The organism is Acinetobacter sp. NIPH 817 (genome assembly GCF_000368405.1).
Taxonomy (GTDB): Bacteria; Pseudomonadota; Gammaproteobacteria; order Pseudomonadales; family Moraxellaceae; genus Acinetobacter.
Genome location: NZ_KB849418.1, coordinates 41,252 through 62,532, shown reverse-complemented (window position 1 = coordinate 62,532; position 21,281 = coordinate 41,252). Strand labels below are relative to the sequence as shown.

The following is a 21,281-nucleotide window of genomic DNA, read 5'->3' as shown; positions in this document are numbered from 1 at the left end:
CTTTGGTAGTGGCTTAAGAGAGTTTTTTTAAGCATCAAAGAATAATATATGAAAATTAGACCTATCATTATTTGTACACTTCTTATGATTCCACTCGGAATCGCTTTTTATAAATATGAAAAATATTTACCAACTTTTACGCCAAGTCATCAAGCACTTTCAAACGAAGAGATCTTAGAACTCATCAAGACAAAGCCCGTCACCTCAATTGAAGTGTTTAAAAGTCAACGCGTACTTCTGCTCAAGAGTAATCAGGATGTGATTCGTCGTTATCCTATTCGTTTAGGCTTTAACCCTGAAGGACACAAAAATTTTGAAAATGATGGAAAAACACCTGAGGGGATCTATTCTATAGATTGGCGCAATCCACAAAGTGCGTACTATAAATCTTTGCATATCTCCTATCCAGATACGAAAGATATTGCTTATGCCAAGCAACATAATCAACCAACAGGTGGAGATATCATGATTCATGGATCAGTTCCAAAATCCTTTTTATCTATGCCGTTTAGCTCGACTTATATGCCACATAAGGATTGGACATTAGGATGTATTGCAGTTAGAAATGCAGACATAGATGAGATTTGGCAATTCGTACCAAATCATACGAAGATTATTATTTATCCATAAAATCTTTAAAACTATCCACATTTTCTGTGGATAACATTGTGGTTATCCACAGAATAACTTTCGCGAGTGTTTTACTCTTCAGGATATTCGAAGCGGTAACCTACACCGTAAACAGCTTGAATCCATTCATGACGGTTACCAGTTTCAGCCGCTTCACTAATTTTTCGGCGCAAGTTTTTGATATGGCTGTCAATTACACGGTCGGCAACGTCAAAACTATCTGGATTAATATGATCCAATAATTGTGCACGTGAATATACTTGCCCTACATGCTCTAAAAATAGCTCAAGTAAGCGAAATTCGGTTGGCGTTAAGCTCAATGATTTTTGTTGATACCAAATCCTTTGCTGAGCTTTATCGATTCTGAAAGAATCATTTTGTTCAGGTTCTGCTTTACGCTCTAAACGGCGCAGAACAGCCTGTACGCGAGCAACAAGTTCTTTTGGGCTAAATGGTTTACATACGTAATCATCAGCACCCATGTTGAGACCCAAGACGCGGTCGATTTCTTCGGTACGAGCAGTCACCATAATAATCGGTAAATCTGACTGTTCACGAACTTTACGGCAAATGGTCAAACCATCCATTCGTGGAACCATTAAGTCCAGAACCATTAAATTAGGTTTACGTTGTTGGAAACTCGCATAGGCATCTTGACCATCATGAAACATACTTACTTCAAAACCGGCAGCTTCAAGATAATCACGCACTAAATGAGCTAATTCGACTTCATCTTCAACCAACATCACATGTTTCATGAGATATTTTTCCTTTTATATTTAACTCTGCTTTTTAAAAGTGAGCACACAACGTAAACCACCTAAAGGTGAATGTTCAAAACTGAGTGTACCACTAAGCGCCTGCGCAATTTTACAAGACAAAGCCAAACCTAGCCCTGTTCCACCTGTACTACGCGTACGCGAATCATCTACGCGATAGAAACGTTCACCTAAACGAGATAACTGCTCATCGTTTAAACCAAATGGGCTGTCATCGACATACAATGTCCACTCCTGCGGAGTTTGAGCTGTATGAATATGGATTTTGCCACCTGTTTCTGTGTAACGAATACTATTACTAATTAAATTAACAATAATCTGTTTAAAACGATCACGGTCTAATAACAGTGGAGAACTTGTTCCTTCAACCTGAATTTCGAGACCAGCCTGCTCAAGTTTAGGTTTAAAGTTTTCTACTTCCTGTAATACCACTTCCCATGGATTAACAGAACTTAAATAACACTTAAGCTGCTGGGCATCTGCCTGTGCCAAGTCTGCAAGGTCTTGGGTCAGTTTTTTCAGACTTGAAACCTGACGCATCATCGCATCTAGATGTTCAGGCGTTGCTTTTCGAATCCCATCTTGCATTGCTTCAATTTGTGCTTGTAATACAGCCAGCGGCGTTTTTAACTCATGAGAAGTATCTGCCACCCACTGACGTCGTGACTCTTCATGCTGATGTAAAATTTCTGCTAAATGGTTCAATTGAGTTGATAAATCGCCCAACTCATCATTTCGTTTAATCACAACTTGATGTTGATAATTTCCTTTCGTTAATTCATTGGTTGCATTTAATAAACGCTGAATCGGCTTTTTAAAATAAGTCGCCATCAAGAGCGCCGCAACTAAACTTGAAAGTAAGGTTAAAGCATAAATTAAGAGTAAATAGCGCTTTTGGTTACTAAAGAAATTAATACTCAAAGCATCTTCTTTATCTAAAACAGGTTTTAAACCCAAATATCCCACAACTTGATTGTTTAAGATAATCGGACGAAATGACATCTGATCTGAAGAAGGCGGTTCACCTACAACAAACTGGTGGCGTGCATCATATAAAGATAAACGAGAACTCAAACCCAAACGGTCAGGCAAAGCAATAAAACGCTTTTTACCATTTTGAGTTTCAATATCTTTTAAGCTCCCTTTCTTTGATTTATTTTTATCATCACTTGAGCGAAATTGGTTTGCACTTAAGGGGAATCTTAATCCTTCAAAGGGTTGATATTGAGAAGGTAAATTTTGCTCAAGCGTTCTTAATTCTTCATCACTAAAAATAGTATTTTTATTTGTCGGTGCAACTTGCGGTGAAATATTAATAAGGGCATGTTCATCGAAAGAATGCTGTTGTATCGCAATGTCATATTGACGACGAAGCCACCACTGCGAGAGACGATCGTAGTCATCGGGAGCCGCGGTTCCTTCGATTTGTAAAATCTGTGCCTGAATCGCATTCCCCCAATCATGGTACACCGTATAGACATCGCCCAGATTGGTTATAAGGCGGTCGAGCTTCTGCATTTCAACGTCAGCCACGTATTTGGCAAAGTTCTTTTGCATTGTCCAGTGCAAAACGCTCAAGCTTGCAGTCGCAATAAGCAATGTGGTGAGCAAGACTGTCAAAAACAACCGTAATGCAATGGGAACACGTAGAACGTTCAAAAGCACTCTCTCATTTTTACGCTATATTTGGCATTGTAACCAACAACGAAAAGAAAAACTCTCCATTGTTTCTACATCTTTATTATCTAATCTTTAAGCCATCTTAAAACACAACATTAAAGGGCTTTAAATATGAAAATGACGGCAAAAATTGCATTATTCAGTGCGGCAATTGTAACAATGGGAAGTTTAGCGGCGTGTCAATCGACGACTCAACCGCCCAAACCTGAGCGTGGCATGATGCAAGATGGCCCACGTGAAGGCCACCACCGTATGAAACATCGTGAATTCACACCAGAGCAAAAAGCAGCATGGGAACAACACCGTGCAGAACGTCAAGCTCGCTTTGAACAAATCCAAAAAGCATGTGATGGTAAGGCCAACGGACAAGCAGTAAATGTTCAAGTTGGAGATAAGACACTTGAAGGTACTTGTAACCTTCGTTTTGAACCGAAACGCCCTCAACCATCAGTGAACGCCCCTGCTCCTGCATCAGTTCAAGCAAAATAATTCTAAAAATCATGAAACAAAAGGCGCCTATAGGCGCCTTTTGCTTATACATAACTATTTACGATTTTGACTATTTGTATCATATAAACATAACCAAAAGTGTTTACACTCAAAGCACTTAGCTAGTTTAAGTATTTTTTTCTTGACTTTGCAGTCACAAAGTAAAGGTCCTGAGGTGCTTGTGCAGTTATGCAAGTTGTTGCACGATGTAATAGTCCAAGGTGCCTCATGGCACATTCTCATAGATTAAGATTATAACTCTGGTTTCACCAGTATTGAGGAACCCGATATGCCACAATACAAAGCGCCCTTACGTGATATGCAATTCGTTTTGCATGAATTATTAAATGCTGAAGAACACTATGCAAAATTACCTGATTTCCAAGGTAACGTAAGCCGTGAATTGGTTGATCAATATTTAGAGGCTGCGGCAGACTTTTGCGAAAATGAACTTTCTCCTTTAAACCAAGTTGGTGACCGTGAAGGTTGTACTTGGAATGATGGCGTAGTTACCACTCCAACAGGCTTTAAAGAAGCTTATCAAAAATATATTGAACTTGGCTTTCCGTCTTTATCAGCAGAAGAACAATACGGTGGTCAGGCTTTACCTAACTCTTTAGGTATTGCAATTTCTGAAATGGTTGGTACAGCAAACTGGTCTTGGGGTATGTACCCTGGCTTGTCTCACGGAGCTGTACGTACATTAGAACATCACGGTTCTGATGAACAAAAAAATACTTATTTACCAAACCTTGTTTCAGGTGTTTGGACAGGTACGATGTGCTTAACTGAATCTCATGCAGGTTCTGACTTAGGTATTATCCGTTCTAAAGCAGAACCAAATGCTGACGGTAGCTATGCAATTTCTGGCGAGAAAATCTTTATCTCTGCTGGTGAACATGACATGGCTGAGAACATCATTCATATCGTTCTTGCTCGTTTACCAGGTGCGCCGAAAGGTACCAAAGGTATCTCATTATTCATCGTTCCTAAATTCCATGTAAATGCAGATGGTACTGTGGGCGAGCGTAATGCGGTTCGTTGTGGTTCTATCGAGCACAAAATGGGTATTCATGGTAACGCGACTTGTGTCATTAACTTTGACCAAGCTAAGGGTTACTTGATCGGACCTGAAAACCGTGGTTTGAACTGTATGTTCACCTTCATGAACACAGCACGTATTGGTACTGCGGTTCAAGGTTTAGCAGCATCTGAATCATCTTTCCAAGGTGCGTTAACTTATGCAAAAGAACGTTTAGCAATGCGTTCGCTTTCTGGTCCTAAAGCTCCAGAAAAAGATGCAGACCCAATTATCGTTCACCCTGCTGTTCGTAACATGCTTTTAACTCAAAAAGCATTTGCTGAAGGCGGTCGTGCACTTGTTTACTTACTTGCTCAATATGCTGACATCGTTGAAAAAGGCGAAACAGAAGAAGAGCGTAAGTTTGCTGACAACATCTTGTCTTTATTGACTCCAATTGCAAAAGCATTCTTAACTGAAACAGGTTCTGAGTCTGCTAAGCACGGTGTTCAAGTCTTCGGTGGTCATGGCTTTATTTCTGAGCATGGCATGGAACAAATCGTACGTGATACACGTATTTCATGTTTGTATGAAGGTACAACCGAAATTCAAGCACTTGATTTGTTAGGCCGTAAAGTATTGCAAACTCAAGGTGCAATGCTAAAAGACTTTACCAAAATTGTTCACAAATTTGTTGAAGCAAATAAAGACAACGCTGCCATGAAAGAATTTGTTGAGCCGCTTGCAGCTCTTAACAAAGAATGGGGCGATCTCACTATGCAAATTGGTATGCGCGCAATGCAAAACCCAGATGAAGTAGGTGCTGCTGCTGTAGATTACCTCTACTTCTCAGGTTATATCACTTTAGCGTATCTATGGGCTCGTATGGCACTTGTTGCACAAGAGAAATTAGCAGAAGGTACGACCGATGTTGATTTCTATAACGCGAAAGTTACAACTGCTCGCTTCTACTTCAAGAAAATCTTGCCACGCGTACGTTCTCATGTAGACGTGATTGCAGGTGGTCTAGATCCATTGATGTCATTAGACGCTGAACATTTCGCTTTCTAACCATAGTTAGTTGCGATATGCAATGTTAAAAAACAAAAAAGGACTGCTCAGTTTTGACGGTCCTTTTTTTATAAAATCAATGATAAATTTACACTTTAAATTCCATATCCATTTCGTTTTACAGGATATCTAGCACAGGCCAATGTGCACAAAAAAGGTGAACGATTATGCCAATTTACAATGCTCCTTTAGCTGATATGAAATTCATCTTAAATGATGTATTTAAAGCAGAACAATTTTGGCAGTCTAATGAGAAACTCGCTCATGTAGATGCTGCAACAGCTGAAGCAATTTTAGAAGAAATGGCTAAATTTGCTCAGAACGTGACTCATCCATTAAACCGTACCGGTGATGAAGAAGGCGCTCGCTATGAAAACGGCGAGGTGTTCACACCAGCTGGTTTTAAAGATGCATTCCGTCAATATGCAGAAGGTGGTTGGATTGGCTTAGGTGCCGATGAAGAATGGGGCGGTCAAGGCATGCCAAAAATGCTCACCGTTCTTTCTGATGAAATGTTATTTGCAACTAACCCATCATTTATGCTCTACCCGCTTCTTTCTGTGGGTGCAGGCATGGCTTTAAACAGCTATGCATCTCAAGAACAAAAAGAAACTTACTTACCAAAGATTTATTCAGGTGAATGGTCGGGCACGATGTGCTTAACCGAGCCACATGCAGGTACTGACTTAGGTATTATTAAAACCAAAGCAGAACCTAATGAAGATGGTACTTATAACATCACAGGTACTAAAATCTTTATCACTGGCGGTGACAACGATTTAGCAGAAAACATTATTCATTTAGTACTTGCTAAAACGCCAGATGCTCCTGCTGGTTCACGCGGTATTTCTTTGTTCATCGTGCCAAAGTATTTGGTAAACGAAGATGGTTCATTAGGTGAACGTAACCTCGTTGGCCCAGGTTCTATCGAACACAAAATGGGGATTAAAGCGTCCGCAACTTGTGTGATGAACTTTGATGCAGCAAAAGGTTACCTTGTTGGTAAAGAAAACGAAGGTCTTGCTGCCATGTTTGTCATGATGAACTACGAACGTTTATCAATGGGTATCCAAGGTTTAGGCGCATCTGAATTTGCTTATCAAAATGCAGCGCAATATGCAACTGACCGCTTACAAGGTCGTAGTGCAGCTGGTGTTCAATCACCAAATAAACCTGCTGACAGCATTTTAGTTCATGGCGATGTTCGTCGTATGTTGTTAAACGTACGTGCAAACAATGAAGCATCACGTGCTTTTGCAGTCTATGTTGGTCAACAGCTCGATATCACTAAATTCTCAACTGATGCTGAAGCTGTGAAAAAAGCCAATAATCGCGTTGCGCTTTTGACACCAATTGCTAAAGCTTACCTCACAGATACCGCATTCCAAGCAACTTTAGATGCTCAGATGGTGTTCGGTGGTCACGGTTATATTCGTGAATGGGGTATGGAACAATGTATTCGTGATCTTCGTATTGCTCAAATCTACGAAGGAACGAATGGCGTTCAGTCTCAAGATTTAATTGGTCGTAAAACTATTAAATGTGGCGGTGCGTTCATTGCTGAATACATCACTGAAATTCGTGACTTTGCAAATGACTTAGACACCGATTTGAACTTTATTAAAGATGCAACTTTAGATGCTGCAACTGAAATCGAAGCAATCACTCAGTTTATTATTGAACAAGCTGCTGAAAACGTAGACTTCCCGAATGCTGCTGCTGTTGATTATCTACATGCAGTTGGCTTACTCAGCTTCGCTTATATGTTTGCAAAAATTGCAGCGGCAGCAAAAGATAAGTCTGGTGACTTCTATCAAAACAAACTTGCTTTAGCTCAATACTTTGCTGATCGTATCTTGCCGGATATTGATGCACGTATTGCTAAAATTAAAGCGGGTTCTGACCTAATTATGGGCTTCAGTGAAGACTACTTTACGAATCAAGCTTAATTAAGTTCTTTATGAAAAAGCGTCTGAATATTCAGGCGCTTTTTTATTTTGTATTTACTATTTCCATTGGCATGAAATTTGTTTAATTTCTAAACATTAAGAAACAAACAAAAGATCTTACTATGCCTGATCCTAAAAAATACGAGCGAATACTTGACCGTTTTGGTCATTACGCCGTAGAAGCCTTCCACTATTTAGCCCTGTTTATTATTGGATGTATGGTGGCTTGGTCCGCAGCCAATACTGTTTTTGAAATTTTGACTGTCAAAAAGTATGCTTCAATTGATGATATTTTATTATTATTTATATACTTAGAACTTGGGGCGATGGTTGGAATTTACTTTAAAACCAATCATATGCCTGTACGCTTTCTTATTTATGTTGCGATTACGGCCTTAACCCGCCTACTCATTTCAGATATTCAACATGACCATAAAGCGGATATGGACCAAGTCATTATTACCGGCTCGATTCTTATTTTAGCTCTGTCTATCTTGGTTGTTCGTTTTGCATCTTGGAATTATCCGTCAGTGATGAAAGAGAAACATGCAAAAACACCAACGCCTTTAAAGCCTCCTCAGCCTCAAGATGATGAATTAGCATAAAAAAATGGCCTCAATATTGAGGCCATTTATATATTCTATATTTCAAAATTAACGGACACGATAAATTTGATGTTTTGAATCTACGAGTAAATATTGATTCGGTGTTTTAACCCAACGGTATCCACGTGGTGGTTCATACAAACGATGCGATCTCCAGTCTGAAACATAATAGCGACTATTGCGGTATTCTGCTGGAACACGATCACCACGCTTAAATGCTACATATCGACCATAGTGCTTACCGCGATCGGCATTTGACCACTGTGGAGCGCGATGATCATTTCGGTAGTCATGACGGCGGTCATCACGATGCTCATATCGATCATAGTTTTTACCATGATTATTGTCCCAACGATGACTTGTATCGGCCATCGCAGTAGCTGACATACCCAACATTAATGTTGAAAGTACAAGAACGATTGGCTTTTTCATGACCTATTTCCTTTTATCTTGATCTGAAGCTAGATTAAAAGAGAGTCAAGGAGAAACCATGAATAAAACCGCTTTGATTGATATTGTTTGTAATGACTATAAAGAAAATATGAAGAATCTGTATCTGTGCTACCATTACCATTTTTCAAACTAGGTCAATTGCTGTGTCTGAAATCAGTTTTGAACGTCTTCATCAATTTTTTTGCAAAGTTCCAACCGTACAAGAAGCCCGTATCATGGCTCATGGAGCAGATGGCGAACATGCTTGGTGGTTTAAGTTCAGTATTGATGTAGAACATCCGCTAGCATGGCAAACAGTTCAAGAATTAGGACATGTTTTAAACTATCTCTCGACGAATGAACGTCTACCGACTTTATTCTTCCCTGTTTCTCCACCGCCTTATATGAACGGTGAAGCGAAAGACTTCTTATCGTGGATTATTCAGTGTAACCATCCTGAATTTAACCCAGATGTAGTCTGTGACTGGCTTGAGGCTCGTTTACCAAATCCTGTAGATGATGAATCGCAGTGGAAAATTAAGACTGATTTGAGTGAATTAGAAAAGTTAGATGATAAGACTTTGGATCAGTTGATTCCGCCAGCGCCTTAAATCGGACTTATGGCACAGCCTTTACTTACAGTGATGTTCTAATGTCTTTTGTATAGGCTAATGCCTCACTTTTGAGAGGTCAAAAGTGACAAAAACCTTTGTTTCACTGATGTTGCTTCCCTGCAACACAGTGAAACGGCGACATCCATGTCGCTAATCACCTTGCCAATTTTGTACAAAATTCTGGCAACGAATAAGCTGCAAGTTTAGAATCAAACTAATTAAGACTCCGTCGTGAACATATAGCCTCAACGTCTATATAAAAAATAGAATTAGAAAGTCGACAACCCTGACCATTCCATAAAACGATAAATCCAATACTTCACTTTAGACTCATCTGCATACTTCGCGTAATCCACGCTCATCTGCCTACTTTGTAGGTTTGACCAAGAGGTATTGAAGTAATCTTGCGCATCTTTAAAGACTTGATCTTGAACATTACCCATAACCAACATATCTGTTTCAAGGTTATAATTTTTTAAATTACGGGCCGTAAAATTAGCAGATCCTACAATTAACTCAGCGTGTTGGGCATTATATTTCAAAATCATTTTGCTATGGTTCTGCTCACCATGTGTGTCACACCAACGGATTGGAATACCCGCAGCATGTAGCTCTGAAGCTACCTGACGATTTGGAATACCATTTTTTTGTCGGCCAAATGCATCTTTATTTGGATCAAGTAAAACTCGGACAATAACCCCTCTCTCTTGAGCACTTTTTAGAGCCTGAATAATCTTGCGTTCAGATAAATAAAACATACTTAAATCAAGATGCTCTTTCGGCTTAGCTGAGTTAATCAATTTCAATACAGATTGATAAATCGCCCCTTCAGTTAACACTTGAACTTGAGGTTTGGTTACGTCTTTTTCAAAGTCACCTAAAATGAGCGATGGAGAACTACTACCTGACATTCGCGCAACCGCGGCTTCAGATTGTAAAACGTCTGCGGCTGTCGCTCCTGTTACAACTAATGCAACATTTGAGTGTCTAGAACTACCATCATGCGGATTTGCTGAAGTCACCAGTGACTTCCAACCAGCATCGGTATCGACAACTACAGTTTTACGGTGATTCGCCTTAAAGTTAAATAAGTTCAAATAACTGCGCAGTGTAATTTTTTCCTCACCAAATGGATTTGGCAACCAGCCTTTTTCAGGGTTATTTCCAACATTCTGACAGCAGATATACCATAAGCCTGACCAGAACGGATTAGAAGCACGTAAAGGAGCTAAATTGGTTTCAATCACATCAACACCCGCTTGACGTAACTGGCGGTAATGTTCAGGGCTTAAACCACCATATACTGAGTTAATTGGGTCAGTAATTAATACAATCTGGATTTGGCGATTCTGTCTTTTTTTACTTACTAATGCATCGGTTAACTCTTGCATTAATGGCCTTTGCTTCAGTTTTGAGTCACCCACTTCCGAATTAAACAAGAACATGTCGACCACAACTGTGGTTTTTGCCTCATCAATCATTTTCAAGATTTCATCAAAGATATGCTGATCAACCTGTTGTTGCCCTTTTGCATCAAGGTAGGTTTTATCTGCTAAAAATTTGACATCAGCATGTCTAAGCTTGCCACTAAAGTTAATCCCTTGCGGCAATGGTTTTACTGTGTGGTAAATTGCCGATGCAATATATGCAATAGCAACAACGCAAAGTAATATCGCCATATAACGACGCCCTGACCAATTTATTTTTTGATGAATTCGTTGAAAAATACGCATAAAAAAGACCTAACTTGATGGTTTCAAATTAGGTCTTTTGGATTGATTTTTCAAGTTTAGTTTCGTGTTAAAGCCTTAAAAACTAAAATCAACACCTACCGTAAAATTACGTCCAACTTGTGGAATATTTGATAAGAACGAAGCATGCTGATAAACCGTATCATCTAACAGGTTATTCGCTTTCATATAAACACGATAATCTGTTTTTGCACCATATTGTCCAGAATATGCCAGACCAAGATTGAGCATGTTATAGCCTTCAGTTTCAGTCTCGTAAGCTGCGATCTTATCTTGATTAAAGACATGGTAGTACTCGGCAGAACCGCTAAAGCCATCGCCAAAATCTGCATCAACTTTAGTACCTAAACGTCCCGCTGGAATACGTGGGGCGTTACCCTCTGCATCAATTTTACCGCGTACATAGTCACCAAAGGCACTGATCTTGTACATTGGGGTAATTTGATAACCAATTTCACCCTCAGCACCATAGAAACGTGCTTTATCTTGAGTATATTGAACTAAACGGAAGTCTTTATAACGGTCAAGGGTTTGCGCATAGATGTAGTCATCAAACCAGTTATGGTAAACATGAAGATGGTAATCAAGTTTGTTATTATCAAAATGCAAACCTAACTCAACATTATTCGATTTTTCCTTACTGAGTTGATCATTTCCTAACTCATAAGTATTTGTCGCAAAGTGCCCACCATTGGCATATAACTCTTGAGCTAAAGGTAAACGTTCCTGATGTGAAGCGACAAAAGAAAGTTTGTAGTTCGGTGCAAACTCCCAATTCGCAGCACCTGCATAGGAAAATGCCGAGCCATCAAAATCTTGTTTAGAGTTATCATCTACATCAACTTCTTGCTGATCTGCTCGTGCAGAAAGCTCAAAGTGTACGTCTTTCCATTGTTTATGTTCTAAAGCAAATACACTCCACTTTTTGGTAGTGGTCGGTGCCATAAATGCTTCTTCACCAGTTAAATTCAGTTTTTGCTGGCCTAACTGTGCACCGATCACCCCTTCCCAACTTGCAATTGGGTTATGTACTAACTCAACACGCCCATCATAGCCTTTGTTTTGGAATCTGGTTGCAATTGCTCCCTCTTCAATTTCGTCATGTTGATAGTCGGTATAGCTCGCTTGTGCACGTAACTTTTGGAAGCCTGCAAACGGATCATTTAACTCAGTTTTAAAATCATAACGCTCAGATTTTAAGTCAATCCATGGACCACCATGTTCGTGACCATGTTCTTCTTGTCCATGATCATGAGCTTCTTCACCATCTTCATGCTCATGGTCTCCACAATGCAAATGTGGTGTACCTGTTAAATGAGCGCTACAACTTTCGTATTCATGACTATGCCCCGGTAGGCCATATTGATCGCGACGGTTGCTATAAGAGATACCCGTATAACCACGGTCATAAATCCAAGACAATCCGACATTAACTGAATCGCCCTGAGCAAAAGTATTGTCTACACGGCGCTCTTTTTCACCTTCATGAATGTAATTTGGCGCAATGTAGTTATTCGCATCACGTGTTAACCCCTCAACACGTAAAGCAACTTGGCTACCCAAGCCAACAGTTACTCCAGCGCTCGCCAGTTTTTCATCACTTCCAGTGTTATAACGTAAGCCAACTTGTCCTTCATAACCGTTTTCAGGCATTTGCGTAGGGATCTTGTTATCAATTACGTTAACTAAACCACCCACAGTTCCAGCACCAAACAATAAAGTTGAAGGGCCTCGAATCACTTCGACTTGCTTCGCAAGCACAGGATCTACAGTTACTGCATGGTCAGGAGACAAGGTCGAGACATCAATATTTTCTGATGAATTTTGGAGTACTTTAACGCGTGGCCCATCTTGTCCACGGATGACTGGACGACTCGAACCAGCCCCAAACTGATTCGCGTAAATTCCGACTTCACTACTCAGCGCATCCCCAATAGTGGCGGCCCCTTGCGATAAATGCTTTTGATCAACAACAGTATCTGCAACAGCAAAATCTTGTGAAGTTTGCTCAAGTGGATGAGCCTTAATTCGAATAGTTTCTAACTTTTCAACATTTTCACTTTCTGCTGCAAACGAAGGAACGGATATGACAGCTAAAATGGATAAGGTCAAAATATTTTTATAAAACTGCATTGGATGTGTCCCGAATCACGATATGTTTTATTTTTGTTATATTATAACATTTCGTTTGTTTTGCAATAAAAAACATTTCTGATTCGACGATTAGTTAGACTGGTCAACTAAATGAAGTGAGTAATTTTTGATTTCTAATGCCTTTTACCATCTCTCATGCCGTTATAGCTCCTCCCTTATCTAAGCTTAGCCAAAACACTTTACCGGTTGGCGCGTTAGCCATTGGGAGTATGACACCCGATCTTTACCGCTTATTTACAGTTCAGTCCAGCATGCTGACGCACCAATGGAAAGGTCTGATTTATCCCAACCTTGCATTAGGCCTCGTATTTTGTGCAGTTTGGTATTTTCTTTATCGTCCAGTGGTGTACCGTTTTTTTGGTGTGCAACATGATCTTGGCCTCAGCTCTTTAAAACGTATTTTTATATTTTTTATTGGAGTTATATTTGCACTCATTGTCGGTATAGCAACTCATCTGATTTGGGATGGTTTAACACATTCAGACTTTCGAACGTTTGTATTTAAAGATGTATTAGCTACGACTATTCATTTTTTTGGTCATCCCTACCCTTTGCACCGTCTTTTACAACTTGGCTCCTCTGCTCTTGCCTTACCTTTTCTTGGTTGGATGGGTATTCACTATTACCAGCGCTACAAACAACACTGGAAAGTAAGTAAAAAAATTAAAATTTTCGCGTGGTCTCTGTTTATTCTATCTACAGTCTAAGGCTTATTTTCATTTTGGGATTATGCACGTTACATACCCCATGAGGTTTGGCATGCCGATACCTATTATTTTACAGGCCGTTCTATCAACGAGTTTATGCAAGGTTGGTTAAGTACCTTTAGCTTAGGATGCTTATTATTCTTGTTTTTAGATCGACAACAAAGAATGGGATGAATCAGAAAATTTGCTGCCAAATTGCTCATTTTCAGGTTAATTTCCGCGGTTTTTTGATCTAGTTCTTGTGGCAAACCATGCAACAGGGCATAATCGAAAACTTATTTTTTTGACGGTGCGCGGTTTACGCATCCGTCTTTTCAGCCAATATAGTTTGGATATTTTTCATCATGATGCGAACTCATTACTGCGGCTCTTTAACTGAAGCCCAAATCGACCAAACCGTTACACTATGCGGTTGGGTACATCGTCGCCGTGACCATGGCGGTGTTATTTTCCTTGATATGCGTGACCGTGATGGTCTCGTTCAAGTGGTTATTGACCCAGATACTCCAGAAGCATTTGCAACTGCAGATAAAGCACGCTCTGAATATGTATTAAAAATTACAGGTCGTGTTCGTCGCCGTTATGAAGGTACTGAAAATGCCAATATGGTGAGTGGTCAAATTGAAGTTTTGGGTAAAGACATCGAAGTTCTTGCCGCTTCAGAAACACCTCCATTCCCTTTAAATGATGAAAATACCAATATTTCTGAAGAAATTCGTTTGAAATATCGTTTCTTAGATATTCGTCGTCCTGAAATGTTGGATCGTTTACGCTTCCGTTCTAAATTGACCAATCTTATTCGTAACTATTTCGAAGATAATGGTTTCTTAGACGTTGAAACACCTATTTTGACACGTGCAACTCCTGAAGGTGCGCGTGACTACTTAGTACCAAGTCGTGTACAAAATGGTAGTTTCTATGCACTTCCACAATCACCACAATTATTCAAACAATTGTTGATGGTTGGTGGTATTGATCGTTACTACCAAATCGCGAAATGTTTCCGCGACGAAGACTTACGTGCTGACCGTCAACCAGAATTTACTCAAATCGACGTTGAAACATCGTTCATGAGTGACGATGACATTATGGACTTAATGGAAGTCCTGACTGTGAAGATGTTCGATGAACTTCTTGGCGTTAAATTCGATAAATTCCAACGTATGACTTACGCAGATGCAATGCGTGACTATGCATCAGACAAACCTGATATGCGTATTCCGTTGAAACTCGTTGACGTTGCAGACTTAATGCAAGAAGTAGAGTTCAAAGTATTTGCGGGTCCTGCAAAAGATCCTAAAGGCCGTATTGTTGCTTTACGTGTTCCAGGTGCAGCGTCATTGCCACGTAGTGCAATCGATGAATACACCAAATTCGTTGGCATCTATGGTGCAAAAGGTTTGGCTTACATCAAAGTGAATGAACTCGCTAAAGGAATTGAAGGTCTTCAATCTCCAATCGTGAAATTCATTGAACCGATCGTACTTGAATTGTTGGCACGTGTTGGTGCGCAAGATGGCGATATCGTATTCTTTGGTGCTGATAAAGCTAAAGTTGTAAATGATGCAATGGGCGCGCTTCGTGTGAAGATTGGCCATGATTTGAATCTTGCAACTTGTGAGTGGGCTCCACTTTGGGTTGTTGATTTCCCAATGTTTGAAGAAACTGACGATGGCAAATGGACTTCTGTTCACCATCCATTCACTCTACCAAAATCAAGTGTAGAAGAAGTGAAGAGCAATCCAGGTGAAGCACTTTCTGTTGCTTACGACATGGTATTGAATGGTACTGAAGTTGGTGGTGGTTCTCTACGTATTTATACATTAGAAATGCAAAAAGCGATTTTCGAAGCGCTTGGTATTTCTGATGAAGAAGCAGAAGAAAAATTCAGCTTCTTATTAAATGCACTTCGTTACGGTGCTCCTCCTCACGGTGGTTTGGCATTTGGTCTTGACCGTTTAGTAATGTTAATGACTGGCGCGACTTCTATTCGTGACGTTATTGCATTCCCTAAAACGAAGACTGCTGAATGTCCACTTACTCAAGCACCTGCTCCTGTTGAAGCAAATCAGCTTCGTGACTTGGGCATCCGCTTACGTGAGAAGCCAAAAGCTGAAGAATCTAAATAATTTTTAGATTCTCAAATTAAAAAACCCTGCTTATGCAGGGTTTTTTATTCATTGATTTTCAAATTTTAATGGGATATTTCTTTTTCAAAACTTGAGAGTGTTTTAAATTTTTGATCAAAAATTTGAATGATTTCTGTTTTAAGCTTTTCAAAATCGACCACGTGTTCATCATCATTTAGACAAATTTGTGGAAGTTGCTCATTCTTAATAACCTGATTAATTTCAGGGAGATTTTGTAGCCTTAAATTAAAGTTTTGTCCACGCTCAAATATGTTGACAGGATAAAAACGGGATGAGCACAACTGCCACAATCGAAAAAGATACTGATTAACGTCTAAAGGCTGTCTAAATCGATGACTTGATACTTCTTTTAAATAAGCTTCTTCAGTTTTCCAAACTTCTTCAAATACCGATTTCAAAAAAGGTTGAGGCAAATGAGTACTATAAAAACTTGAAAATTTTCGGTTATATAAACTTAAAAAATTACCCAAATTACTACTCATAGAATAGCGATAGTTAAAAAGTGCATAGGGATTTTTATGAAGTAATTTTCGCTTATCAAAATGTTTATTAATAATCGCAACATCCGTTAGGGCAACTGCACCTAGAAAGTTCTCTTCACCTACGACCATAAGTGGCTGTAAACGCATACCATCACAAGGTAAACCATTTCTAAAAAAGAACTCAGGCTCTAAGGGCCTATTGATAAAGGTATCATCATTAAAATAAACAAAATGCTCTGCTAGTCCCTCAATTTTATAAATATTGATTTCAATAGCATGTGAGTTAAATGTCGGTAAACAGTTTGATTCCATGATTTGATCATGTGTGACCAAATTTAACTTAGGATGATTTTTGACTAAAAATTCAGGGAAATGACCACAAGTCACCAGATGGATCTTTCTAACCCACGGGCAAAACTTCTCAACAGATCGAAACCAGTAATGAAGATTATTCCAGTCGCGATAGCGGCATTGATCAACAAGTTCAACCGCCTTTGTTTGAGTTTCTTTGGATTTATAATATATATATTGTTGCTGCCATTTCGTATCGGTTGAGTCCACCCAAATCATTACAAAATCAACAGGTTGCATTAAACATATATCCAAATAAGTACAGAAATTTACTAGAAAATTTCAGATAAAAAATGGAATTCGAGGTTTATTAATGTTAATAAAAATTCACAATTTATTCATAATTTTAATTTTTCTACACAATTGACTCAATTTAGACTCTATTGAGATGACAGTGAGCAAATGGCATAATATCAGCACTTTTTCTCCCTTGGTGATTCATTATGGCAATGCGCCCTGATGTACGTCGACATGCTTTAATCGTAATTGTATTCTCTCTTGCGCAATGGTTTTTCATGCGCTATATCCTTGCAAATGAATTATTTAACATCACTACAAATCAACGTATTCTTTATTTCTGCGTAAGTAGCTTAGCAGGTGCATTGCTTATTTTTGTTGCGCTGATTTATATGGTATTAAAAGGAAATGCGGATAAAAATTAATATCCGCTTTCCCTCATAAAATTTAGATAATCCTAAAATTTATTTCCCAATATAGTTATCGCATAACTGTATCAATTCCGGATGTCTGTCATGCTGATGGACAATAGGAATGATCTTTTGGTTACGATTGATAATAAGACCTTGATCATTAATCGTAATTTGATCTATTGGATATAATCCAAGAGTTACAATAATAGAATCAAATGGCTGACAGCGAGTTACATCTGCTAAATCATTGGTAATTAATAATTTATTGTGCATTGCCTGATCATAGATTCTTTCAGACATTTTTTGATATGGCTGTTTGCAGAACTCTTCAATCATTTTATTTATATAGACTTTAATCGAGTTCATATCTCCAATTGTGACGCCTGAGCACGAAACCTGCTCATCTTTTGCACTATTATAAAAACCATCTCCATACGCATCGATAATCCATTTTTGATTATATTGCTCAGTGCCTATCGTATAATCTGGATTTTCCATACCAACAAAGAGTCCTTTGCCGAGATCTTTAAAAGGATTACCCTGAAAAAAAACGTCTCGCACATCGCTAAGCAGCACATGTGAAGCATCAGGATGACTTTCTACAACTTCTTTATATTCAAAAAAGCGACTCACATGCGGATAGCCTGTGATTTTAAGGGCTTTTATTTTTGAATCAGGAACTGCTTCATTTACAGTTAATCCAATAATTTTCTTAAGAATATTCTTTATAAACTTAAACTTGTAAATACCTGAGTATTTTGACTTCGATTTAAATTTCCCAATCGTTGAAACTTTAAATTCAATTTTAAAATTTTTGATATTTGAAAATGCATTAACAAACTCTGGCATTTGCTCTTTATAGATAATTAAAGTCAAAATGCCATCAAAGTCTGTCTTTTCCAAAGAATATACAAAAGAAGAAATGAGGTCAGCACTGTATCCAGTTGCTGACCCGATAATAATATTTTTTTGCTTAGTCATAAAATTAGTAAGAAAATTTAAAAAAACGACTAAATTATATATTTATTAAGTATATATTTCTTTAGTTTAACTCTTAGGTAACGTAACAAATCACTATCATCTTGTGAAATAGGAGTAATTAAGCTTCTTTCCTTTTCTAAATAACTTAACGCATCATTATTTTCGATGATCGGGTGATCGAATAAAAAGCTGACATAAAAACTGAAATCACCTCGTCCAACAAGATCTTGCCAATGGTCGTAAATTTTGATCGGCTGATGATAATCAACCAACATCTGCGCCATTTTACGGTCTACAACATAGGCATACGCATAGGCTAGTTTTTCGAGATAGTCATAATCAACTTTTAGAATTTTTTGGTTATACAACTCTTCTGATAAAAATTTTCCACGAACGCGATTGCATATTTTCATTTGAATACCGCCCAAGCTTAGGAAAAAGCACGGACCTAGATTCAAAGAATGAATGTGCTTTTCTAAGTCTTGGAAATCAATTTCAAAACGTTCGATCACATCATCTTCAAAAATAATTGCATATTCTTCATCGGAGTTTAAAAAATCTTTTAGTGCAGCAATATGAGACATGGCACAACCAAGCTCGCCAGGCGTCATCGGTTTTTTCTTGCCTGCTACACCTTGTTGAAAATATTCACTGACGCTTAAATTCTTACCGATTACCCCAAACTGCTTAAATTCATCGCGATATTTGTAAAATGTTGCTTGAGAGTACAACTTTTTTAAACGTTCACTATTAGCAGATTCAATACTGATTAAATATTTTTTCATTTCATTCAAATGTTAAAATGAGTCAGGGATAGTCTATCTAATTATAGTTATATCGAGTGTAAAATTTAATGCTAAATCGCCTGATTCAAAAAAAATGGTATAAATACCAACAAGCAAAAAAAGCAAAATCTTTTGACTCTCATTGGTATATGCGTTTTGGCTGGTTAGAACAACCGTTTACTACACTTGAGCAACTAGATTCTCTCTTTGAGATCCACTCCCCTAAAAAGTTTACATTTGCAGATAGCTTTTATGCTTATGAAAATGGCCGTCATTTCATTTTTTTTGAAGAAGTTGATGACGAACATCCTGTAGGTTTTCTTTCAGTTTTAGAAGTTTTTAAAGATGGCACCTACACACCACCCGAGACAATCTTAAAGCTCGACTATCACCTTTCTTATCCTTGTATATTCAAAGTAAAAGATACTTGGTACATGATCCCAGAAACTTCTGCCAATAAGACGATTGAACTTTGGAAATGTACTGAATTTCCACTGAAATGGGAAAAGCATTCTAATCTGATCGAGAATATCGAAGCAGTCGACAGCACCCCTTTCTATCATGAAGGCTTATGGTATCTTTTTACTTCAACGCGTCGTGATTGTAAGAAATTTGGTGATCGTTTAGATCTATTCTTTACCGAAGATATTTTACATCCAAACTGGCAAGAACACCCAATGAATCCAGTGTGTCGAGGTAGTCAGCAGTTCCGTATGGCGGGTAAACCTTTTATTTATAAAGGACAACTGGTTCGACCAAGCCAAGATTCTTTAAAACGTTATGGTGGTAATATCGAATTAAAGGCAATTACTCAGCTTAGCCCGACAGCTTATGAAGAAAAATTACTAGAAGTAGTTTTACCAGACTGGAATCAAGCAGATGACGGTTGTCATACCATTAATGTCGAAGATAACTTTGTGGTACTTGATGCCATCCGCCTTACACCGAAGAATAATTAAGTTTTCAGCAGGCCTTTATAAATATTATGCGTCTGCTCAGCCATGGCTGGTACAGTCAGTTCAGCCTTGGCTTTTGCATATAAAGGGCTAAAGTCGTGTTGAGCTTCAGGTTGAAGCGCACATTTAATCGCTTTTGCTAAACTTTGTGCATCTCCAATTTCTGCCAGATATTGCTCCGGCAACCACTCAATCACACCGTTCACTTTGGTTGAAGCCATTGCTTTATCGGCCTGTAAAGCTTCGACCATGACGAGTGGAAAACCTTCACGATCTGATGACAAAACCACGATATCTGCTAATTGCACCAGATCTCGAGCATCAGTTCTAAACCCAAGAAAAGCGACCCGATTTTGCATGTTTAATTCACTGACTTGTTTTTCTAAACTTGCTCGAAGTGAACCATCACCAATAACCCATAAATTGGCATCAATCTGTTGCATCGACTCAATCAATAAACTGATATTTTTTACTGGCTCTAGACGTCCAATACACATAACAACTTTTTTGCTTGCATCTAGCTCAGAAAAATCCTTTTGAATCGATTGAAGTAACTTTTCTTTATTTTCAACTGTAAGTACGGGTTGAGGATAGACCCCGTTGTAAACCACGTGTGCTTTAGACTCAGGAATGCCTTGCGTGAGTGCTTGACTCACTGCAATAACCGCATCACCTGCTAAATAGGCAGATTTATTCTTTTTCGTGCCGTGTACAGTCGTTACAAATTTCGGGCCAGATAAAAATGGCTTAATTCGGGCAATCAACTCAGCCGCCTTTCCTGCTTGTGCATGAACAATAGCGGGTTGAATTTGCTGAATGAGATTTTTAAGTTGCCAGAGTAAAAAAATATTCCAACGGCTTCGTGCAAAATCGACAGCATGAAAATGTACTTGTTGGCTAAACTTCTCTACATAGCAAGGATGTGCAATCACATGTACTTCATGGTTTAAAGCAAGCTCATTAACAAGATTAAAAGTGTGCTGCTCTAAACCACCAACTCCACCGCTAGTCGCCAATACCTGAACAATTTTCATAGCTTGCCTA

Annotated in this window: 18 protein-coding genes and 1 pseudogene; 10 read left to right on the top strand and 9 right to left on the bottom strand. The window is 38.7% G+C overall.

Annotated features, from left to right (window positions below):
* The first annotated feature begins 48 nt into the window (after positions 1 to 48).
* Entirely contained in the window at positions 49 to 630 is a 582-nt protein-coding gene (locus tag F968_RS00315) for a L,D-transpeptidase family protein (protein ID WP_034596018.1), read from the top strand.
* A 71-nt stretch (positions 631 to 701) separates the two neighbouring features.
* On the opposite strand, the gene F968_RS00310 is transcribed toward F968_RS00315, so the two are convergent.
* Both F968_RS00310 and baeS read right to left on the bottom strand, forming a co-directional pair.
* The gene (locus tag F968_RS00310) at positions 702 to 1,388 is read right to left on the bottom strand and encodes a response regulator (RefSeq protein WP_003655179.1); all 687 of its coding nucleotides are present in this window, start codon (positions 1,386 to 1,388) and stop codon (positions 702 to 704) included.
* A gap of 21 nt (positions 1,389 to 1,409) precedes the next feature.
* Positions 1,410 to 3,068, bottom strand: a complete 1,659-nt coding sequence (baeS, locus tag F968_RS00305; protein ID WP_004789138.1) for a sensor histidine kinase efflux regulator BaeS — start codon at positions 3,066 to 3,068, stop codon at positions 1,410 to 1,412.
* 132 nt (positions 3,069 to 3,200) lie between these two features.
* Between baeS and F968_RS00300 the strand changes: the two genes are divergently transcribed.
* From F968_RS00300 to F968_RS00285, 4 genes are all read left to right on the top strand, one after another.
* Positions 3,201 to 3,578, top strand: coding sequence for a hypothetical protein (locus F968_RS00300; protein ID WP_004789137.1), 378 nt, complete (start codon positions 3,201 to 3,203; stop codon positions 3,576 to 3,578).
* A gap of 289 nt (positions 3,579 to 3,867) precedes the next feature.
* On the top strand, positions 3,868 to 5,670 hold the full coding sequence (locus tag F968_RS00295) for an acyl-CoA dehydrogenase C-terminal domain-containing protein (RefSeq protein WP_004789135.1): 1,803 nt from the start codon (positions 3,868 to 3,870) through the stop codon (positions 5,668 to 5,670).
* A 167-nt stretch (positions 5,671 to 5,837) separates the two neighbouring features.
* Positions 5,838 to 7,619 (top strand): acyl-CoA dehydrogenase C-terminal domain-containing protein, encoded by a 1,782-nt coding sequence (locus tag F968_RS00290; protein ID WP_004789132.1) that lies wholly within the window; start codon positions 5,838 to 5,840, stop codon positions 7,617 to 7,619.
* Between the two features lie 122 nt (positions 7,620 to 7,741).
* Positions 7,742 to 8,224 (top strand): phosphate-starvation-inducible protein PsiE, encoded by a 483-nt coding sequence (locus F968_RS00285; protein ID WP_004789131.1) that lies wholly within the window; start codon positions 7,742 to 7,744, stop codon positions 8,222 to 8,224.
* Positions 8,225 to 8,272: 48 nt separating this feature from the next.
* Here the strand turns inward: F968_RS00285 and F968_RS00280 are convergent, their stop codons facing one another.
* Positions 8,273 to 8,656: an RcnB family protein gene (locus F968_RS00280; RefSeq protein ID WP_004789127.1), complete on the bottom strand. Its 384-nt coding sequence runs from the start codon at positions 8,654 to 8,656 to the stop codon at positions 8,273 to 8,275.
* A gap of 164 nt (positions 8,657 to 8,820) precedes the next feature.
* Here F968_RS00280 and F968_RS00275 point away from each other — a divergent pair, with 164 nt between their 5' ends.
* A complete protein-coding gene (locus F968_RS00275) occupies positions 8,821 to 9,267 on the top strand; it encodes a hypothetical protein (RefSeq protein ID WP_004789125.1) in 447 nt (148 codons plus the stop codon).
* A 272-nt stretch (positions 9,268 to 9,539) separates the two neighbouring features.
* Here F968_RS00275 and F968_RS00270 read toward each other — a convergent pair whose 3' ends face one another.
* Positions 9,540 to 11,003 (bottom strand): phospholipase D family protein, encoded by a 1,464-nt coding sequence (locus F968_RS00270; protein WP_004789124.1) that lies wholly within the window; start codon positions 11,001 to 11,003, stop codon positions 9,540 to 9,542.
* 75 nt (positions 11,004 to 11,078) lie between these two features.
* On the bottom strand, positions 11,079 to 13,154 hold the full coding sequence (gene znuD / locus F968_RS00265; RefSeq protein ID WP_004789121.1) for a zinc piracy TonB-dependent receptor ZnuD: 2,076 nt from the start codon (positions 13,152 to 13,154) through the stop codon (positions 11,079 to 11,081).
* A 137-nt stretch (positions 13,155 to 13,291) separates the two neighbouring features.
* Between znuD and F968_RS00260 the strand changes: the two are divergent.
* A pseudogene (locus tag F968_RS00260) lies at positions 13,292 to 14,056 on the top strand (DUF4184 family protein).
* 170 nt (positions 14,057 to 14,226) lie between these two features.
* Positions 14,227 to 16,011, top strand: a complete 1,785-nt coding sequence (aspS, locus tag F968_RS00255; protein WP_004789117.1) for an aspartate--tRNA ligase — start codon at positions 14,227 to 14,229, stop codon at positions 16,009 to 16,011.
* Positions 16,012 to 16,076: 65 nt separating this feature from the next.
* Here aspS and F968_RS00250 read toward each other — a convergent pair whose 3' ends face one another.
* On the bottom strand, positions 16,077 to 17,105 hold the full coding sequence (locus F968_RS00250) for a stealth conserved region 3 domain-containing protein (protein WP_004789116.1): 1,029 nt from the start codon (positions 17,103 to 17,105) through the stop codon (positions 16,077 to 16,079).
* 203 nt (positions 17,106 to 17,308) lie between these two features.
* Here F968_RS00250 and F968_RS00245 point away from each other — a divergent pair, with 203 nt between their 5' ends.
* The gene (locus tag F968_RS00245; protein WP_004789113.1) at positions 17,309 to 17,527 is read left to right on the top strand and encodes a hypothetical protein; all 219 of its coding nucleotides are present in this window, start codon (positions 17,309 to 17,311) and stop codon (positions 17,525 to 17,527) included.
* Positions 17,528 to 17,566: 39 nt separating this feature from the next.
* Here F968_RS00245 and F968_RS00240 read toward each other — a convergent pair whose 3' ends face one another.
* The gene (locus F968_RS00240) at positions 17,567 to 18,496 is read right to left on the bottom strand and encodes a lipooligosaccharide outer core biosynthesis glycosyltransferase GtrOC6 (RefSeq protein ID WP_004789110.1); all 930 of its coding nucleotides are present in this window, start codon (positions 18,494 to 18,496) and stop codon (positions 17,567 to 17,569) included.
* A gap of 29 nt (positions 18,497 to 18,525) precedes the next feature.
* Entirely contained in the window at positions 18,526 to 19,281 is a 756-nt protein-coding gene (locus tag F968_RS00235; protein ID WP_004789108.1) for a glycosyltransferase family 25 protein, read from the bottom strand.
* Between the two features lie 68 nt (positions 19,282 to 19,349).
* Here F968_RS00235 and ghy point away from each other — a divergent pair, with 68 nt between their 5' ends.
* Positions 19,350 to 20,240 carry a glycosyl hydrolase Ghy gene (ghy, locus tag F968_RS00230; RefSeq protein ID WP_004789103.1) on the top strand — a complete coding sequence of 297 codons (891 nt, stop codon included), beginning with the start codon at positions 19,350 to 19,352 and terminating at the stop codon, positions 20,238 to 20,240.
* Here the strand turns inward: ghy and F968_RS00225 are convergent.
* Positions 20,237 to 21,271 (bottom strand): glycosyltransferase, encoded by a 1,035-nt coding sequence (locus F968_RS00225; protein WP_004789102.1) that lies wholly within the window; start codon positions 21,269 to 21,271, stop codon positions 20,237 to 20,239. The genes ghy and F968_RS00225 overlap by 4 nt on opposite strands.
* Between the last annotated feature and the right edge of the window lie 10 nt (positions 21,272 to 21,281).

Bases quoted from the DNA above. Each gene is read 5' to 3' on its own strand.
- F968_RS00240 (WP_004789110.1), bottom strand. From the start codon at position 18,496: ATGACTAAGCAAAAAAATATTATTATCGGGTCAGCAACTGGATACAGT.
- F968_RS00290 (WP_004789132.1), top strand. From the start codon at position 5,838: ATGCCAATTTACAATGCTCCTTTAGCTGATATGAAATTCATCTTAAAT.
- ghy (WP_004789103.1), top strand. From the start codon at position 19,350: ATGCTAAATCGCCTGATTCAAAAAAAATGGTATAAATACCAACAAGCA.
- F968_RS00270 (WP_004789124.1), bottom strand. From the start codon at position 11,003: ATGCGTATTTTTCAACGAATTCATCAAAAAATAAATTGGTCAGGGCGT.
- znuD (WP_004789121.1), bottom strand. From the start codon at position 13,154: ATGCAGTTTTATAAAAATATTTTGACCTTATCCATTTTAGCTGTCATA.
- F968_RS00245 (WP_004789113.1), top strand. From the start codon at position 17,309: ATGGCAATGCGCCCTGATGTACGTCGACATGCTTTAATCGTAATTGTA.
- F968_RS00250 (WP_004789116.1), bottom strand. From the start codon at position 17,105: ATGCAACCTGTTGATTTTGTAATGATTTGGGTGGACTCAACCGATACG.
- F968_RS00280 (WP_004789127.1), bottom strand. From the start codon at position 8,656: ATGAAAAAGCCAATCGTTCTTGTACTTTCAACATTAATGTTGGGTATG.
- aspS (WP_004789117.1), top strand. From the start codon at position 14,227: ATGATGCGAACTCATTACTGCGGCTCTTTAACTGAAGCCCAAATCGAC.
- F968_RS00300 (WP_004789137.1), top strand. From the start codon at position 3,201: ATGAAAATGACGGCAAAAATTGCATTATTCAGTGCGGCAATTGTAACA.
- F968_RS00235 (WP_004789108.1), bottom strand. From the start codon at position 19,281: ATGAAAAAATATTTAATCAGTATTGAATCTGCTAATAGTGAACGTTTA.
- F968_RS00285 (WP_004789131.1), top strand. From the start codon at position 7,742: ATGCCTGATCCTAAAAAATACGAGCGAATACTTGACCGTTTTGGTCAT.
- F968_RS00225 (WP_004789102.1), bottom strand. From the start codon at position 21,271: ATGAAAATTGTTCAGGTATTGGCGACTAGCGGTGGAGTTGGTGGTTTA.
- F968_RS00310 (WP_003655179.1), bottom strand. From the start codon at position 1,388: ATGAAACATGTGATGTTGGTTGAAGATGAAGTCGAATTAGCTCATTTA.
- F968_RS00315 (WP_034596018.1), top strand. From the start codon at position 49: ATGAAAATTAGACCTATCATTATTTGTACACTTCTTATGATTCCACTC.
- F968_RS00295 (WP_004789135.1), top strand. From the start codon at position 3,868: ATGCCACAATACAAAGCGCCCTTACGTGATATGCAATTCGTTTTGCAT.